The sequence below is a fragment of the Acidovorax sp. Leaf73 genome (assembly GCF_916855635.1).
Taxonomy (GTDB): domain Bacteria; phylum Pseudomonadota; class Gammaproteobacteria; order Burkholderiales; family Burkholderiaceae_C; genus Acidovorax; species Acidovorax facilis.
Genome location: NZ_CAKASI010000005.1, coordinates 151694 through 167581 on the forward strand (window position 1 = coordinate 151694; position 15888 = coordinate 167581).

Here is a 15888-nt window from a genome sequence, read left to right on the forward strand (position 1 = left end):
CTCGGCTCGATCACTTGGCACCCGATGCCGCTTTGTTTGCGGCATGGATGAATTATTAGTCCGAGTGATATTGTTGTCAACAGTCCGACTAATTTATTTCGCTAATTTTTTCTTTGATAGCGCGACACCGCGTAGCGACGGGGCTTTCGAGGATGTGCAAATCTGACGTGCGCAAACGTGGCTTGCGCACGCGCAATTTGCTGTTGCGACTACTGACAATCTGTGAAAGACTGTATGCAAACACAGTATCGAGGTCAGCGATGAAGGAACAACGAAAGAAGCTGCTTGGGGTTAGATTGAGGGCCGCGCGGATGGCGGCGGGCCAGTCACAAGATCACGTAGCTGGCGCCATTGGTGTTACGCGCCAGTCGGTTTCTGCTTGGGAAACTGGCGCTAGCTGCCCATCAGCTACGCAGCTTGCAGAGCTGTCGGCGCTGTACTGCGTGTGCGCCCACACCCTGCTGTTTGGCGAGGCCTACAAGCCTCTGAGCATCGCCGCCTTGATGCCGGGGCGTGTTGGCTTTCTGGCGGGCTGAGGTGGCCGCTCAGCCGCCGATTCGCAGCCGCCAGGCCTGGGCCACCCAGTCGCCTTCTTTGGTGCGCTCCATGCCGTGGATCTCCAGCTCGCCGGACACCATGTCCACGATGCGGGGCTCAAACAGGCGTTGAGGGTGAAAGCAGTCCAGGTGCAGGGCAGGGACGGTGCCGAACCGGCCCTCCAGGCGCACGACGGTCAGATCCCCGGTGTGCTCATGTACCTTGCTGGCAAACGGGTGCCTGCCGCCGCGCACGTAGAGCGTCAGGACCGTGGCCTTGATGGGGCTGGAGATGTGGATGGGCGACATGTGTACTGTGGAAATTTACAGTACATCGGGGCCGCAAGGGGTAACGCCCTAGTTGGGCGAGTGGGCAAAGAAAAACCGCCTCGGTGGGCGGTTTCTCGGGTTGGGCGCAAGGAGTGATTTCAGGCGGCTTTGCGCAGCTCTACATGCAGATCTTCACCCTCAACTTCTGGTTGTGGTTGCGCGGCCGCAGCCCTCTCTCTGAGCATATGCTTCAACTCGCAATCCACCCAGCGCGTAAGCACTTGGCGAATCAGTGGCTGATAGCCCAGCCCGTTGAGCTTTGCCAGGGCCTTCAGGTTGTCCAGTAGGTCGCGCTGCAGCCTGATGGAAATTGGTTGCAGGTCGAGTGCGTCGTCTAGTGCTACCGACAGCTCTGCCGGAGCGACGGCAACATAGGCATCGCTCGTGCCAACGCTGTCATAGTCGATCTCGCGGTCTTCATTCATGTTCTCTCCTAGGTCAGTAAATCTGCGTGCTTGGTATAAATTCGTTCCACTTCTGCGGTGGCTGAGTAGGCGCTTTTGATGTCAATAATGCCGCTCTTCGTGTCGAGGATGAAGACGATTTTGAGTTTTCTGCCGTAGTCCGTTTCCGACACAAACCACTGTGTAGGGATCGGGGTCTGGTGCTCTGGGCGTGTATCAGTCAGGAACTTTCGATCCCTGTTCGCGAAGCATTGGATGATCTCAAGATCGGTTACGTTGTGATCTGGCTTTGCCAGCTTGGCCCTTGTTGCTGGCGATATGAACATGCGCATATATGCATTGTATATACAGAGCGGAGCGGAAAGCTAGAGTTCCGCAATTAAAGTGGCAGTTTTGAGACGCTGAGTTTGGCCGTACCAGGCACGATTCCCCATCCCCTACGGCCACTCATAGAACTACTCATTCACCCCGAATTGCGCACTTCTATGATCAAACCAGCGTAGCCCTGATGTTCTCCACGGCCACCCGCAGCGGGTCGGCCGCCTGGAGTTGAAGGCTCCCGGCCATGTTCTTCCGCATCTCTGCGATGAGCGCGTCAACCTGGGCGACGGCCAGGTCAGGGTCTGGGTGCCCATCCATCACAGTCTCCAAGACCGTGCGCAGGGCTTCGATTTCTGTGGAGAGATTCATGGGCGCTCCTTGATCTAGTAACTCTGGGGTAGCTGTCAGTGATTCACATCTGCCCGCCCCTTGCCCTTGGCTTTTCCGACTGGCTTAGGGGCAGGTGCAATAGTTGGGGGCGGTGCGACGTGTGCCCATGGGTTGGCCTCGGACTTGACCGGCTTGACCACGTTGTGAAGTTTGTTCGCAAGCGCGAGCACCTCATCTTTCCCGTCAGCCGACAGGTCCCTGAAAAGCAGCACCAGATGCAACTCCAACCGATGGAGTGACGTTAGATCCATGGGGCCGCTTGGGCGGTCTTCCTGTACTTGGTCAGCAGTTGCTACACCCGCAAGCTCGGCCAGGGTGTTTGACAGCATCGGGCTGAAATCAGAGATCTTGCAACCCAGCAGCTTGCTGAATTTCGCAGCGGCCGCGTTGTTCAGCGGGATGCGCCCGTTCAGGTACTGGCTCAAGGCGCTCTGCCCAAAACCTAACTGGTCAGCAGCCCATTCTTGGGAATTTGGCTCGCCTCGACTTTTTCGGTCTGTCTTCCAGGCTGTAAACAAAGTCTGTAGGCGTTGTGCATCGGCCTTTTGCTCAGGCGATAGGGGTTGGGCTGGCATGGGCGGAGCGTATTAGTGCGACTACTTCGAATCAAACAGTCGGACTGTTGACATAAGAATCAGTCGGACTAATAATCTAGGCATGCACAACCTCAAGACCATTCGCGAACGTCTCGACGTGACGCAGCAGACCCTGGCAGACGGTATCGGTTGCACTCAGGGGAATGTGGGCCACTACGAGCGCGGTCAAACCCTGCCGCCCGACATGGCGCGCAAGGTCATCGACTTCTGCGCTGCAAATGGCCTGGTCATCACTTTCGATCACGTTTACGGCTCCGCCGAACTGCCTTCCGTCGTCTCCGCCGAGCCGACAACCGCCCAGGCCTAACCCATGGCCCGCACCCATTCCCTCCGTAGTCGCTTCGCAGCGGCCTTTGCTCTGGGCTTCGGCCTGGAGCGCTTTTCTTTTCAGGTTTTGCATGGCGCTTATTTTTCGCCGCGCAAGCCTCTCAACACCACTCAACTGATTGGAGCGAAGTTGTGAACCAGCTTGGATTCCCCTCTGCCGTGTCGGCCCAAGAGCTGGCCCGCGAGAAGACATTGGGCGGCGCCATCGGCCTTTGCATCAAGGCTGCTGGCTACGAACCCAAAGAAGCCATCGACAAACTCAAGATGGACAAGGCCCAGTGGTCTCGCTGGGAGTCGGGCACTGAGGGCGTAATCTGGCCCAAGTTCGAGGCCCTGATGGACTTCTGCGGCAACGACGCCCCATTGCTATGGATGCTGGCCGCTCGCGGCTACGACCTTTCCAGCCTGCGCCGCCAGGAAACGGAGACCGAGCGCAAGTTGCGCGAAGCCACCGAAGAACTGCAGCAACTCAAGGCCGAGCGCGAAGTTGAACGCCGCCTGTTTCGTGATCTGAGGTTGGCAGCATGACCCAGCAAATCCGCCCCCTGACAACCGCCGACATCAAGGCCATGGCCCGCGAGGCCGCAGAGCATCACATTCCACTGCGGGAAGCCAACGACTACTGCGTGGGCTCTGCTGAGTGGGACACCTTCAATACCGCCTACCGCGAGCGCGAGGCTCAGATGCACGTTGAACGTGTGCTGGAGGTGGCGTGATGGCAGCAAACGCATTCACCCTGGTTCGACCACGCGGCCAAGACCTCGACATCCCCGCAGTACCACCACGCAAGACAAACACCAGCCACGCCCCCATGGACGGCCCTATCCGCGCTCTTGATCGCAACGGGCGGGCAACGGTGGCTCTGCCGCCCCGGGTGCTGGGCTCTATCACCATCGAAAACCGCGAGCAGGGCCAGGCAAGCCGTGACCGGCGCGCAGCTATCAGCAAGGCAGGGACGAAATGATGCAAGTCCAACATCTTGTTCGCGCGCGCGACCCCATCACCAGCGTCCTGGCTGCAGAAGCCGCCATCAAGTTCGCGGGCAACCACTGCGACCGCATCCTGGCCGACCTCAAGCAGCGCGGCCAAGCCACCCCCCACGAAATGCAATGCACCACCGGATTGACCGTGGTGCAAATCGACCGACGTTTGCCTGAATTGCTCAAGGCTGGCCGGGTCCGTGTTGTGCAGCGTGGTGGCGAGGATCTGGTTCGTGGTGGCGCTCGGGTTTGGGAGGCTGTATGAGCACCGACAACAAACTCGCCCAGCTGATCGACAAGCGCCGCGAGCTGGCCGCAAAGCTGGCTGGTGTTGACCTGGAAATCGCAATGGCCCTTGGCGACCGTGATGCCGCCCGCAGAGCTATGGACGAACAGAAGGCACAGACCCTGGCCCGCCAAGGTGCCAAGTTCGCAGCCTGGGAAGCGAGCCACTGATGCGCGATTACGGCGTCGTTTCCCCCAAGTTCTGGATTGGGGAGACAGGCAAGGCACTGCGCGGGAACGCCCCTGCTCAGGTCTTGGCGCTGTACCTGATGACCTGCCCGCACGCCAACATGATCGGCGTATTTCATTGCCCTGTTTTGTACATGGCACACGAAACCGGGCTGGGCATGGAAGGGGCTTCAAAGGCCCTTCAAAGCCTCATCGAAGCCGGGTATTGCACCTACGACGAGGCTTCAGAGACCGTCTTTGTGCATCGCATGGCCGCATATCAAGTGGCCGAGTCTCTGAAGCCCGGCGACAACCGCGTGAAGGGTGTCGAACGTGAGTGGTCAAACATTGGGTCAGCGCATTTGAAATCAGCGTTTGCAGCTATCTATTCTGTAGCGTTTCATCTGCCTGTTGAGGAAGCCAAGGCAAGCCCCTTCCAAGCCCCTTCAATGGGCCTTGGAAGCCAAGAACAAGAGCATGACCAAGAGCAGGATCATGACCAAGAGCAGGAGAAGAGCGCGGGCGAGCCCGCTACCTCTCCCGTTCCTGAAAAACAGAAATCCCGAACCGTCACCCTGGCCGCCTACCTCGACACCTGCAAAGCGCTCGGCGTGAAGGCGATCCCGAACGACCACCACATCCGCCGCTACTGCGCAGACGCCGGTATCACTGACGAGATGACTGCGATCGCCTGGCTGCGATTCCGCGAAGAACACACGACCGGCGCCCGCAAGTCCAAGCGGTACATCGACTGGCCCGAGACCTTTGCGAACTGTGTGAAGTCGTCCTGGTACGGACTGTGGGCGTGCAACGCAGAAGGCCCTGCGAACTGGACGACCAAAGGGCTGCAAGAAAAACGAGTGGCGGACGCCCGCCGCGCTGAAAAGGAGTCTGCAAATGAACATGCTTGACCTGCCAGAAGAACTCATGCACTGGTCGCCAGAAGCTGAGGCTGGCGTGATTGGTGGCCTGCTGGTCGCTGGCGCTGAGGCTTACGACGCCGTGGGCGACGTGCTGAAAAGCGATTCGTTCGCCGTTGGACTGTTCGCCAGCGCCTATGCCGCGATCGAGTCCCAGGTTTTGGCCGGTAAGACGGTTGACCTCGTCAGCGTGTACGAAGCGTTGCGCGGGGTCGATGAGGATGCGGCCCAAACCCTGGTGGAGTTGAACCGTTGCACATCGGCCTATGTCGGTATGCGCGTGCTGCGCCAGCATGCTGAGATCGTCGCGGAGAAAGCAGCATCCCGGTCTCTGCAGCGCGCTGCCGGTGAGATCAAAGGCATCGCGGCAGACGAAACGATGACCGTGGAGGATCGGATCGCCACCGCGCAAACGACTCTGGAGAAGGTTTCCCAGCCAGCTGCCAAGTCTGAGCCGAAGTGCGTTGACACGTTCGTGACGGGGTTCATTGACCGGCTGCAAGACATCGCAGACGGCAAGGTGCAACCCGGCATCCCCACGCAGATCCCGACCCTGGACCACATGCTGGGCGGCGGGCTCAAGGGCGGAAAGCAAATCATCGTCGCGGCCCGCCCGTCTGTGGGCAAGTCATCTTTGGCCCAGCAGCTGTGCCTGAACGTGGCGCAACAGGGCCATGCCGCCGCGATGTTCAGCATGGAAATGGGCTGCGCAGAGCTGACCGATCGCACTGTGGCGAACCTGGGCCGCATCCGTTTGGACGCTATCGGCAACGGCAAGCTGGACGAAGGCGAATGGGGCCGCGTGAGCGAGGCGATCGAATCCATGCGCGCTCTGCCACTGTTCTTTGACGAACAGCCCGCCCTCAGTCTTGGAGACATCGTCTCCCGCGCCCGTTCGCTCAAGCGCAAACACAACCTCAAGCTGTTGGCGATCGACTACCTGCAGTTGTGCTCAAGCGGCAAGGCTTCGGAAAGCCGCCACCACCAGATCGAGGAAATCAGCAGGGGACTGAAGGCATTGGCGAAGCAGCTGGACATCTCGATCGTGACTCTGTCCCAGCTGAACCGCGAAGTTGAGAAGCGGACCGGTGGGCGCCCTGTGCTGTCGGACCTCAAGGAATCCGGCGCGATCGAAGAAGACGCCGATGTTGTGCTGATGCTGTGGCGCCACAAGGTGGGCCAGTTTGCCAACACGATCGGCTGCGCAGTTCCAAAGAACCGTCAAGGCCGGGTTGGTGAGTTTGCCCTGCACTTCGAAGGTCCGCACCAGCGCTGGACCGAATCCACCGAATCGCTCGCGCCACTCACGAAGCAAATGGGGCGCACCAACTCATACACCGAGGAGGTCTGATGAACACGACAGACGCATATGCACTGCTGTGGAGCAAGCGCAGCAACTGCTTTCATGTTGAACCACTGACGGACACGGTTCGCAAGGGCCGCACGTTCTTCCTAACCAACAGCAGCAACGACTACTTGCTTATCGGACTGGGCACGCATGACGAAGTGGCAAAGGCTGCGGACACGCTGCGCCCCCACATGGTCGAGCGCGATCGCAAGGAACGGAAGGTGGCATGACATGCGAAGCATGCAACGACGCCCGTACTACACCAGCGCACTCACGCCTATTTGCAGAGGGGTGCTTGCACTGTGCAGCGAGACGTCTCCAGTACATCGAACGCAGCCTTTCTTTGCCAGTTTCGGCGAAGAGGCAGAGATGGCGCTCCGCTTTATCCCAGGCTCTATCGCTTGGCTTGCCAGAGGCGGAAATCAGATCAATGGCAAAGCGTGCCGAGTGGCAGGTGGAGCCGCAAGGAAGGAAGGGGTAAGGGGATGAAGGCACGAAAACAGAGACCGTTGACCAGTCGTCAGCAGCAGGTTCTTGGATTCATGCGGGAGTTCTTTTTGGATAACGACCAAATCCCTCCCATTCATGCGATTCAGGAGAAGTTTGAGTTTGCTTCCATCAATGCCGCGACAAGCCATGTCATGGCGCTTGCACGCAAGGGATTCATTGAAAAGAACCTTGTCGGCAAATGGAGATTTGCCCGGGTCCAGAAGGAGGTCGCATGAAGTACGTCACCTATCTGATCTACATCATGTTTTGGGAGTCGCTGGTGTTTGGCGGTTGCGGCTACGCCGTGTTCGCGTTGGGTCGCAGCGGCTGGTGGTTCCTGTTGGCATTCTTTCTCGGGGCATCGGCGTACAGCCCGACGAAGTGGATTTACGGGATTGTGTCATGACCCACCAAGTCCACCAAGGCCAGCGCTACCAGTGCGGCCAGAACGAATACCTGGCCTACGAGAACGGCGCCCAGGTCGTGCAAGTGGCGCGCATCGACCACGACCTGCTGTACCCGCTGCACGCGCCCATCTTGCTCCATGCAAGCCAGTTGACGCCGCTGCCGGTGCGCAGGTTCCACGGGGAGGTGCGGTGATGGCTCCATTGCTTCTCACTCTGCCATGGCCCCCCACGGTCAACACCTACTACCGCAACGTGAAGGGCAAGACCCTGATCAGCGAGAAGGGCCGCCAGTACCGCGCAGCAGTTGCCGACCAGGTGCTGATCCAGCGCGGCGCCAAGCTGTTCGCCGGGCGCCTGGCCGTGGCCATCACCGCCCATGTCCCAGACCAGCGGCACCGCGACCTGGACAACCTGCTCAAGAGCACGCTGGATGCACTGACACACGCCGGTGTGTGGCTGGATGACCAGCAGATCGACAGCCTGAGCATTGAGCGCGGGTCTATCGGCGGGATGCTGCGCGTGTCGGTGCAGGAGGTGACAGCGTGAAAGCCGTCCTCATCCGTTCCCCAAAGGGCTTGGTGGGCAGCACGCCCGCAGATCAAGATGCTTGGGCCAAGTTCAAGCGCCGCCTCGAAACCATGAAGCCCGGCACCTGGCTGCGAATGGAGTGGAGTCGCCCGCGCAACGGCTCCCATCACAGAAAGATGTTCGCCCTGCTGCAACTGGTGGCAGAGAACAGCGAGACCTACAGCACGCCAGAAAAGGCGCTGGTGGCTGTGAAGCTGGCTGCGGGGTACTTCGACCCAATGCCGGACCCGCGCACGGGCGAGATCATCCCGGTGCTGCACAGCGTCAGCTATGACGCCATGGACCAGGACGCATTCGAGAAGTTCTACAGCGCCGCGCTTGATGGTGTGCTGCAAGTCATCTTGCCGACCATGCCGCGCGATACAGCGGAGCACCTGATGGAAATGATAGTGGAGGGTTGGGCATGACGCCGCTGCAAATCCAAATGATGCTGCACTTTCACTGCATCCGGTCCCCATTTGAGAACTGGAGCCCAGCCGCCTCTGAGGCTATGTCCTGGTTCCGCCAGGAGGGGTTGGTGCAAGAGCCGGTCAACTTGGACGCCGTGCGGCTTTCAAAGCGCGGTGAGGCGTATGTCCACTTCCTGACGGCCATGCCTCTCCCATTCGAGACATGGAGCATCCCCGGGCCCTGGAATCCAAGCCTGCCAGGGGATTCGCTGAGGGCTGCAGAATGAAGCGCACCGGATTCAAACCCCGCGCGCATTGCCGCGAGCCACGCGACCCAGACCGCGTTCGTGCCACTCCGACCGTGACGCCGGGAGCATTCCGCGCGCCGCAGTCGGTGGTTGCCGCGCCGGTAGCTGCGCCGAAGTCGGCTGCCCACCGTAACGCCCACCTACGCGAAATGGCCCGAGGTATGCCCTGCCTGCTGCGCGTGCCAGGTGTCTGCACCCAGGACCGCGCCACGGTGGTGTGCTGCCACAGCAACCTGAGCATCCACGGCAAGGCAGGAGCCCGCAAGGCGGACGATCACTACAGCGTGTGGGGCTGCGCGGCTTGCCATCAATGGCTGGATCAGGGGGCCGCACCGCGCGCGCAGAAGGCCGCCGCGTTCATGTCCGCCCATCTGGCACAGGTGCTGGAGTGGCGCGCCATCGCCTTTGACACCAACAGCTCGCCACGCGACCGGGGTGCCGCGCTTTGGGCGCTAGGGCTGTTGAACGCAACACCAGGAGGTAACGGGTAATGAGCGCGAAAAGCCTTTCCTACTCTGTGAGCGGGCATCGTGCCGAAGTTCGCCGCAGCCTCGCCTGCCGTCCATTGACCGGACGCCAGCAGCAGGTGCTGGAGTTCATGCGCGATTTTTTCGCAGAGAACGACCAACTCCCGTCCACATCAGTGATTGCGCAGCACTTCGGCTGGAAGTCTCGGACCTCCGCCCAATCCGACATAGAGCAACTGGTGCGCCTGCGCCGCTTGGAGTGCAACGCAGTAGGCAATCTTAGATTTGTGAGGGAAGCATGACCCCCAACCAGCGCAAGGTGCACAACTGCCTATCCACAGACGAAACCATGACCCGCATGGATCTGTCTCGCAAGACTGGGCTGAACTACAACGCCGTCCACAAAGCCATGGTGTTCCTGATGGAGACAGGCCATGCCACCTCCACCTGCATCGACAAAGTGGCGCACTACACCCTGGCGGCCGAGGTAGCGCCGCATCTCGAAACCACCGTGGCCAAGGCGATTCGACTGCGGCCGGAGCTGCACTCGATTTGGAGCCCCTGAAAAAGGAAAACCGCCCGAAGGCGGTGATCCCGGTCCATCTGACCTGAGCAATCAGATTTTACCGGGAGATGATGATGACCGACAAGAACCTCAGTGAAAAGCGCAGCAGCCGTGTGCAGGTGCTGGAAGCTGTGCACGCCTTGAACGATCAAGAGATGGAGATCAACGTGTCCGCGCTGGTCCGCCACACCGGATTGAAGGTGGTCACGGTGAACGACTGCATCAAGGAGCTCAAGGAGCGCGGTGACATTTTTTCACCGGCCCGGGGGATCTATAAACCCAGCCTGCGGCACGAACCCAGCGAGTCTGTGATCCTGATCGCTATGCCAACCGGCCATGTGAAGCTGGAGAAGGGCGACACCGTTATGGAGTTCACGCCGCACGAGTGGCGGTTGCAGGTGGCGCCGTTCGCGGCCGGGGCATCCGCGCAGACGGCGGTGATTGAGGCCACACACCACACTCTGCAGCTGCTGGAGCAGGTCCGCAAGCTCCAGCGCCAGGTGGACGGGCTGCGCACGGTAATCGCCACGAACCCGGCGCAGCTGGCGTTGCTGGAGGCGGCATGAGCACCGATTGCTACTTCTTGTTTGTCCCAAGAGACGACGGCGAAGCATTGATGGCCGAATTGCGTGGCGATGGGACCGCGCAACAAACCGGCGCACCGCTGTTTCGCGGAGAGCTTGGGGTGATAGATGACGGGTTCAGAATCACCCCATCCGCTGGCTTGCCGCAAGGTGTGCCGAGTCATCTCACCCCACGCCCGCTCCCCTACCCACCACACCTGAAAGGCCGCTATGCCAGATGAAGCCACCCCGACCGGCACAACGTGGCGGCCCCAAACGCCAGAGCAAGAGATCGAGTTCGCGCGCGTGCTGGAATCCACCATGTTCGAAGCCCTGCGCAACTTTGTGCACAAAACCATGGACGAGACGATGGCGCGCCACATGGCGGGGCCGGTCGATGGGTTTACTGTTCCCATCGCCGCCACGGTCATCAAGAAGGCTTGACACCACCGCAGAGCGCGGCATCATGTTTTGTGCTGGCTGGACATTCCGGCCTCGATGGTGTGTGCTCGGACTGCCGAGCTTTGCGAACGAATGCGACACGACCCAGAAGGCTGGCCAGCTTGAGGGCGTTCTAAGGTGGACTGCAAATCCGCTTGTCGCGCCGGTCCCGCCACCGGCCACCACATGGGGTGAAAGTCCCACAAGCCATCCGGGGGAAGGGCGCCTGGATTCATTCAGCCCTGGCGTGCAACGCGCTAGCGCACAAGATAGGCGAGTGGTCGCCACCGCAGTAACAGCCCCCCAGTAGGGTTCGCTTGAAGTTGCCAGTTCCGGAAACATGCCGGGGCAATGGCAACCAACACCCAAGACAGCAAGCAACTACCAGAGCAGGGCGCTACGCCCGGCGGTGAAGTCGCGCCCAAGCGGAAAACCGACTGGGAAGCCATAGAGCGTGACTTCCGTGTGGGAATCCTCTCTGTAAGGGAGATCGCCACTGCGCACAGCGTTTCCCACACTGCGATCAACAAGCGGGCGAAGGCTGAAAACTGGGTGCGCGATCTGAAGGCAAAGATCCAAGCCAAGGCTGAAGCCGAGGTTTCCAAACGAGCAGTTTCCACCGAAGTTTCCAAAGAGCGCCAAGCGACTGAACGCCAAGTCGTGGACGCCAACGCCGAGGCAATCGTCCGCGTCCGGCTGTCCCATCGCCAAGACATCAAGCGCGGCCGTTCCATCGTCATGCGCCTGCTGGACGAGCTGGAGCTTCAGACCGGCCCGGAGAACGCCACGCTACTGGAGGAACTGGGTGTTCTCCTGCGCAAGGAAGACGACAAGGGCGTGGACAAGCTCAACGACCTTTACCAGAAGGTCATTTCTCTGCCAGGCCGCGCCAAGACCATGAAGGACTTAGGCGAGACGCTGCGCGTGCTCATTGGTCTGGAACGCCAAGCCTTTGGGCTGGATGACGCGCCAGAAGGCGAGGGTGGCGACAAATCATTCCTGGAGGCCATGCTGAATGCCCGCGCCCGCGCAGCAAACCGCTAAGTCACGGCTCTCCAGCCTCACGAAGCTCGACATCGAGCTGATTGAGGACATTGCCGCGTTCTACAACGATCCCGAGGGGTTCGTGCGGTACGTCTTCCCCTGGGGGCAAGCTGGCACGCCACTGGCCAACGAAACCGGGCCCGACACATGGCAGTGCGATGTCATGGGTGAGATCCGCTCCGCGCTGCTGGCCGGAGATAGCGCGGACAAGGCATTGCAGACCGCTATCCAGATCGCTGTTTCCAGCGGCCACGGCATCGGCAAGACTGGCTTTGTGGCCTGGATCATCTTGTGGTTCATGTCCACCCGCGAGTTTCCGCAGGTGGTGGTCACGGCGAACACCAAGACTCAGCTGACCACGAAGACCTGGCGCGAGCTTTCCAAGTGGCACAAGCTGGCCATCAACCGAGATTGGTTCGATTGGACGGCCACGAAGTTCGCGCACGTCCTGTACCCCGAAGTCTGGTTCGCTGCTGCCATCCCTTGGACCGAGCACAACAGTGAAGCATTCGCAGGCACCCACGAAAAGCATGTATTGGTGGTGTTCGACGAAGCCTCAGCCATTGCTGACAAGATTTGGGAAGTGACCGAGGGCGCCATGACTACGCCTGGAGCGATGTGGCTGGCCTTTGGCAACCCAACGCAGACCACAGGCAGATTTGCGCAGTGCTTCGGCAAGTTCAAGCACCGCTGGGCCACGCGGCAGATTGACAGCCGAACGGCCAAGATGGCCAACAAAGCCCAGATCCAGAAGTGGATCGACGACTACGGCGAAGACCACGACTTTGTGCGCGTGCGTGTCCGTGGTGTCTTCCCGCGCGCCGGGAATCTGCAGTTCATCGGGCTGGACATCGTTTCGGCCGCCATGCGCCGCAAGGCGGAGGGTTACCAGCACTTCGCCAGGGTCATGGGTGTGGACGTTGCCCGCCATGGCGATGACCAGTCTGTGACCACGCGCCGACAAGCCAATCATGTCTGGCCCCAGCGCAAGTACCGCATCAAAGACTTGATGGAGCTGGCTGACGTGGTGGCCGGTGAAATCCACGAATTCAAGCCAGACGCCGTTTTCGTTGACGCCACCGGCCTTGGCTGGGGACTGATCGACCGCCTGCGCCAGATGGGCTTCACAAAGCTGGTGTTCCCCGTTCAGGTGGGGGAGAAGGCCCTGAACGAGCAGCGCTACTGGAACAAGCGCTCCGAGCTGTGGAGCTTGGGCAAGGACTGGCTGACTGAGGGCGGTTGTCTGCCTGAAGACCCGGAGATGGAAACAGACCTGACGGGCCCGCAGTACGGCTACGACAACCGTATGCGCATCGTCGTGGAGAGCAAGGACGACATGAAGGCGCGCGGGCTCTCCAGCCCTGACTGCGCCGACTCGCTGCTGCTGACCTTTGCCAGCCCCATCGCTTCCACCACCAGCAGCCCTGCCAAGAGCTGGCGCGACCGCCTCGGCATCAAGAACAAATCGAACGGATCGGCTCAGGCCGCTTGAACACCATGGCAACCCTTACCACCTCAGAAGATCAGGCAGCGCGCGACAACTGGCAGCGTTACTGCTACGGCAAGGACCGTGGGCACATCGAATACACCGAGCAGGCCGCCAAGTGCGAGGGTATGTACTTGGGCGGCGGCGAGCAGTGGAGTGCCGCCGATAAGGCCATCTTGAATGCACAGAAGCGCCCGTTCTATGAGTTCAACGAGATCCTGCCCAGCGTCAACAGCGCCATCGGCTATCAGATCCAGAACCGCATGGACATCGCTTTCAAGCCGCGCGGGGCCAAAGGTGACATGGAGGTGGCGACCATCCTGCAGAAGGTGGCGATGCAGATTGCCGACGCATCCAGCCTGCACTGGGTTGAGACCAAGGTATTCAGTGATGGGCTGATCGAGCAACGCGGCTACTACGACATCCGCATCGACTACGACAACAACATCAAGGGCGAGATCACCGTCAGCGACCTGGACCCGCGCGACGTTATCCCGGACCCGGACGCCAAGAGCTACGACCCCGACAAGTGGGGCGATGTGATCATCACGCGCTGGCTGACGCTTGACGAGATCGAGCAGCTGTACAAGAAGCCTGCCCGCGTGATAGCCGAGAAATCGAACGACGCCGGGCAGGACTTCGGAGAAACCGACGACGACGGCCGCCGCAACAAGTTCGGCAACACCGACACGGGTCTGTACGACGCCTACAGCTCAGAGGGCGACGGCATCAACCGCTATCGCGTCATCGACCGCCAGCGCTTCGTCTATGCCATGACCGATTGCCTGGTTTTCCCAGACACCGGGGATGTCCATGTGATGGCGAACATGGCCGCCGATTCCATTCAGGACGCACTGGCAAAGGGCGCCATCCAGACAAAGCGCATGCGCCGCCGTGTGAAGTGGACCGTATCCACATTCAGCAAGACGCTGCATGACGATTTCAGCCCCTACGAGCACTTCACCGTGGTGCCGTATTTCGCCTATTTCCGCCGTGGAAAGACGCGCGGCATGGTGGACAACGCCATTGGGCCGCAGGAGGCTCTGAACAAGGGCGTGAGCCAGTTCGTGCACATCATCAACACCAGCGCGAACAGCGGCTGGGTGGTGGAAGAGAACTCGCTGACCAACATGGACACCGAGGATCTGGAGACTGTGGGCGCGCAGACTGGGCTGGTGCTGGAGTTCGCCAAGGGAACAACCGCACCCCAAAAGATTCAGCCCAACCAGGTGCCAACCGGCGTTGACCGCCTGATCGACCGCGCAACCCAGGCCCTGAAGGACGTTACCGTGCCCGAGGCTATGCGCGGCATGGGCGGCAACGATGAAGCCGGTGTGGCCATCCAATCCAAGCAGTTCGCCAGCCAGCAACAGCTGGCAACGCCATTAGACAACCTGGCATACACCCGCAAGCTGTTGGGCGCACGCATCCTCAAGCTGATCCAGCGCTACTACGACAGCTACCGTGTTTTCCGCATCACAGAGACGGACCCCATGACGGGCAAGCCGAAGGAAGAGGTGCTGGAGATCAACAAGCTTGACCCCGAAACCGGCGCGTACATCAACGATGTGACCGTGGGCACCTACGACGTGGTGATCTCCGAGCAGCCGATGCAGGTGACGTTTGAGAACAGCCAGTTCCAGCAAGTGATGGAAATGATGAAGGCTGGCGTTACGTTGCCCCCAACGGCTGCGGTGCGCTATTCCAACCTGACGGACAAGCAGGCGATTCTCGAAGAGATGGCCGGAGCCGGTGCGCCAGCGCCAGACCCGCGCGCCGAGGCAGAGGCAGCACTCACTGCGGCCAAGACCGACAAGACGAAGGCGGAAACGGACAAGGTCCGCACCGAGACCATCAAGGAGCGTGGCGAAACCCTCTACAGCACGATGCAGAGTGCCCAGGTCGTCGCAGGCAACACCCAAGTCACTGCAGCTGCCGACCAGCTGTTGGGAACCATCGGCTTTGAGGATCAAGACGCCGCGCCCTACGTGGAACCGCCACCACAAGGTGCCGCAGCCGAAGCCATGGGTATGGACATACCACAGAACACCGACCCACTCACTCCCGCCAGCCCAGCTCAAGGGTTCATGGACGGCATCGAGACGCCCGAGGCGGACGGTATGCAGCCAGAGATTGGGCAATGAACAAGACCACCACTGAGAAAGGAAGACCATGACCACCCAGCAAAACCACGCGGCCACAGAAGCCGCCAACACCGCAGACGACGGCCTGGTGAAAGCCATCGCACGCGTGGCGCATGAAACCGTGGCCGCCCACAACACGGCATACGGCGACTATTCCACGCCACCTTGGGAGCGCCTGCCAGATAGCGAGCGCGCGCACGTCCTGGCCAAGGTGACGGCGTTCCTGAACAACCCCGACTTGCATCCGACCGCCCAGCATGGCCCGGCTGTGGCCGTGCTGTCGGCCAGCCAACGCGCGGCAGCCTACGTGTTCCACGGGGTTGTGCACGCCATTGCGCGCGAGCAGACCCGCGACTGATCACCCAACCACAACCATAGACCATTGGAGAAGC

General features: G+C 60.5%; 30 protein-coding genes. 25 read left to right on the forward strand and 5 right to left on the reverse strand.

What is annotated here, in order from left to right:
• Positions 1–260 precede the first annotated feature (260 nt).
• The gene (locus LPA35_RS26185; RefSeq protein ID WP_370641462.1) at positions 261–536 is read left to right on the forward strand and encodes a helix-turn-helix transcriptional regulator; all 276 of its coding nucleotides are present in this window, start codon (positions 261–263) and stop codon (positions 534–536) included.
• Between the two features lie 9 nt (positions 537–545).
• On the opposite strand, the gene LPA35_RS17310 is transcribed toward LPA35_RS26185, so the two are convergent.
• From LPA35_RS17310 to LPA35_RS17330, 5 genes are all read right to left on the reverse strand, one after another.
• Positions 546–845 carry a hypothetical protein gene (locus tag LPA35_RS17310; protein ID WP_228897802.1) on the reverse strand — a complete coding sequence of 100 codons (300 nt, stop codon included), beginning with the start codon at positions 843–845 and terminating at the stop codon, positions 546–548.
• 119 nt (positions 846–964) lie between these two features.
• Positions 965–1291: a BrnA antitoxin family protein gene (locus LPA35_RS17315; protein ID WP_228897803.1), complete on the reverse strand. Its 327-nt coding sequence runs from the start codon at positions 1289–1291 to the stop codon at positions 965–967.
• Between the two features lie 8 nt (positions 1292–1299).
• On the reverse strand, positions 1300–1602 hold the full coding sequence (locus tag LPA35_RS17320) for an ADP-ribosyl-(dinitrogen reductase) hydrolase (protein WP_228897804.1): 303 nt from the start codon (positions 1600–1602) through the stop codon (positions 1300–1302).
• Between the two features lie 157 nt (positions 1603–1759).
• Entirely contained in the window at positions 1760–1960 is a 201-nt protein-coding gene (locus tag LPA35_RS17325) for a hypothetical protein (RefSeq protein WP_228897805.1), read from the reverse strand.
• A 35-nt stretch (positions 1961–1995) separates the two neighbouring features.
• Positions 1996–2406, reverse strand: a complete 411-nt coding sequence (locus LPA35_RS17330; protein ID WP_228897806.1) for a hypothetical protein — start codon at positions 2404–2406, stop codon at positions 1996–1998.
• 232 nt (positions 2407–2638) lie between these two features.
• On the opposite strand from LPA35_RS17330, the gene LPA35_RS17335 reads away from it, so the two are divergent.
• From LPA35_RS17335 to LPA35_RS17450, 24 genes are all read left to right on the forward strand, one after another.
• Positions 2639–2884, forward strand: a complete 246-nt coding sequence (locus LPA35_RS17335) for a helix-turn-helix domain-containing protein (RefSeq protein ID WP_228897807.1) — start codon at positions 2639–2641, stop codon at positions 2882–2884.
• A gap of 3 nt (positions 2885–2887) precedes the next feature.
• Entirely contained in the window at positions 2888–3040 is a 153-nt protein-coding gene (locus LPA35_RS17340; protein WP_228897808.1) for a hypothetical protein, read from the forward strand.
• Positions 3037–3432 (forward strand): hypothetical protein, encoded by a 396-nt coding sequence (locus LPA35_RS17345; protein ID WP_228897809.1) that lies wholly within the window; start codon positions 3037–3039, stop codon positions 3430–3432. Before LPA35_RS17340 ends, LPA35_RS17345 begins: the two co-directional genes overlap by 4 nt.
• Positions 3429–3620, forward strand: coding sequence for a hypothetical protein (locus tag LPA35_RS17350; protein ID WP_228897810.1), 192 nt, complete (start codon positions 3429–3431; stop codon positions 3618–3620). The genes LPA35_RS17345 and LPA35_RS17350 overlap by 4 nt, the downstream gene beginning before the upstream one ends.
• A complete protein-coding gene (locus LPA35_RS17355; protein ID WP_228897811.1) occupies positions 3620–3868 on the forward strand; it encodes a hypothetical protein in 249 nt (82 codons plus the stop codon). Before LPA35_RS17350 ends, LPA35_RS17355 begins: the two co-directional genes overlap by 1 nt.
• Positions 3868–4149, forward strand: a complete 282-nt coding sequence (locus LPA35_RS17360; RefSeq protein WP_228897812.1) for a hypothetical protein — start codon at positions 3868–3870, stop codon at positions 4147–4149. Before LPA35_RS17355 ends, LPA35_RS17360 begins: the two co-directional genes overlap by 1 nt.
• Complete coding sequence (locus LPA35_RS17365) at positions 4146–4340, forward strand: neutral zinc metalloprotease (RefSeq protein ID WP_228897813.1); 195 nt, start codon at positions 4146–4148, stop codon at positions 4338–4340. Before LPA35_RS17360 ends, LPA35_RS17365 begins: the two co-directional genes overlap by 4 nt.
• Positions 4340–5248, forward strand: coding sequence for a hypothetical protein (locus LPA35_RS17370; RefSeq protein ID WP_228897814.1), 909 nt, complete (start codon positions 4340–4342; stop codon positions 5246–5248). The genes LPA35_RS17365 and LPA35_RS17370 overlap by 1 nt, the downstream gene beginning before the upstream one ends.
• On the forward strand, positions 5235–6608 hold the full coding sequence (locus tag LPA35_RS17375) for a DnaB-like helicase C-terminal domain-containing protein (RefSeq protein ID WP_228897815.1): 1374 nt from the start codon (positions 5235–5237) through the stop codon (positions 6606–6608). Before LPA35_RS17370 ends, LPA35_RS17375 begins: the two co-directional genes overlap by 14 nt.
• Positions 6608–6835, forward strand: a complete 228-nt coding sequence (locus tag LPA35_RS17380) for a hypothetical protein (protein WP_228897816.1) — start codon at positions 6608–6610, stop codon at positions 6833–6835. Before LPA35_RS17375 ends, LPA35_RS17380 begins: the two co-directional genes overlap by 1 nt.
• A 255-nt stretch (positions 6836–7090) precedes the next feature.
• Positions 7091–7330 carry a hypothetical protein gene (locus LPA35_RS17385; RefSeq protein ID WP_228897817.1) on the forward strand — a complete coding sequence of 80 codons (240 nt, stop codon included), beginning with the start codon at positions 7091–7093 and terminating at the stop codon, positions 7328–7330.
• Positions 7327–7500 carry a hypothetical protein gene (locus LPA35_RS17390; protein ID WP_228897818.1) on the forward strand — a complete coding sequence of 58 codons (174 nt, stop codon included), beginning with the start codon at positions 7327–7329 and terminating at the stop codon, positions 7498–7500. The genes LPA35_RS17385 and LPA35_RS17390 overlap by 4 nt, the downstream gene beginning before the upstream one ends.
• Positions 7497–7694 carry a hypothetical protein gene (locus tag LPA35_RS17395; RefSeq protein WP_228897819.1) on the forward strand — a complete coding sequence of 66 codons (198 nt, stop codon included), beginning with the start codon at positions 7497–7499 and terminating at the stop codon, positions 7692–7694. Before LPA35_RS17390 ends, LPA35_RS17395 begins: the two co-directional genes overlap by 4 nt.
• Entirely contained in the window at positions 7694–8047 is a 354-nt protein-coding gene (locus tag LPA35_RS17400; RefSeq protein ID WP_228897820.1) for a RusA family crossover junction endodeoxyribonuclease, read from the forward strand. The genes LPA35_RS17395 and LPA35_RS17400 overlap by 1 nt, the downstream gene beginning before the upstream one ends.
• Positions 8044–8496 (forward strand): DUF1367 family protein, encoded by a 453-nt coding sequence (locus LPA35_RS17405; RefSeq protein ID WP_228897821.1) that lies wholly within the window; start codon positions 8044–8046, stop codon positions 8494–8496. Before LPA35_RS17400 ends, LPA35_RS17405 begins: the two co-directional genes overlap by 4 nt.
• A gap of 265 nt (positions 8497–8761) precedes the next feature.
• Positions 8762–9277, forward strand: a complete 516-nt coding sequence (locus tag LPA35_RS17410; RefSeq protein ID WP_228897822.1) for a nuclease domain-containing protein — start codon at positions 8762–8764, stop codon at positions 9275–9277.
• Positions 9277–9555: a hypothetical protein gene (locus LPA35_RS17415; RefSeq protein ID WP_228897823.1), complete on the forward strand. Its 279-nt coding sequence runs from the start codon at positions 9277–9279 to the stop codon at positions 9553–9555. The genes LPA35_RS17410 and LPA35_RS17415 overlap by 1 nt, the downstream gene beginning before the upstream one ends.
• On the forward strand, positions 9552–9818 hold the full coding sequence (locus tag LPA35_RS17420) for a hypothetical protein (RefSeq protein WP_228897824.1): 267 nt from the start codon (positions 9552–9554) through the stop codon (positions 9816–9818). The genes LPA35_RS17415 and LPA35_RS17420 overlap by 4 nt, the downstream gene beginning before the upstream one ends.
• 74 nt (positions 9819–9892) lie before the next feature.
• The gene (locus tag LPA35_RS17425; RefSeq protein ID WP_156358668.1) at positions 9893–10384 is read left to right on the forward strand and encodes a hypothetical protein; all 492 of its coding nucleotides are present in this window, start codon (positions 9893–9895) and stop codon (positions 10382–10384) included.
• A gap of 228 nt (positions 10385–10612) precedes the next feature.
• Positions 10613–10825, forward strand: coding sequence for a hypothetical protein (locus LPA35_RS17430; protein ID WP_228897825.1), 213 nt, complete (start codon positions 10613–10615; stop codon positions 10823–10825).
• A 348-nt stretch (positions 10826–11173) separates the two neighbouring features.
• Positions 11174–11866: a hypothetical protein gene (locus tag LPA35_RS17435; RefSeq protein ID WP_228897826.1), complete on the forward strand. Its 693-nt coding sequence runs from the start codon at positions 11174–11176 to the stop codon at positions 11864–11866.
• On the forward strand, positions 11838–13358 hold the full coding sequence (locus LPA35_RS17440) for a terminase (protein ID WP_228897827.1): 1521 nt from the start codon (positions 11838–11840) through the stop codon (positions 13356–13358). Before LPA35_RS17435 ends, LPA35_RS17440 begins: the two co-directional genes overlap by 29 nt.
• 5 nt (positions 13359–13363) lie before the next feature.
• Positions 13364–15496 carry a genomic island protein gene (locus LPA35_RS17445; RefSeq protein WP_228897828.1) on the forward strand — a complete coding sequence of 711 codons (2133 nt, stop codon included), beginning with the start codon at positions 13364–13366 and terminating at the stop codon, positions 15494–15496.
• A 28-nt stretch (positions 15497–15524) separates the two neighbouring features.
• Positions 15525–15854: a hypothetical protein gene (locus LPA35_RS17450; protein ID WP_228897829.1), complete on the forward strand. Its 330-nt coding sequence runs from the start codon at positions 15525–15527 to the stop codon at positions 15852–15854.
• The last annotated feature ends 34 nt before the right edge of the window (positions 15855–15888 follow it).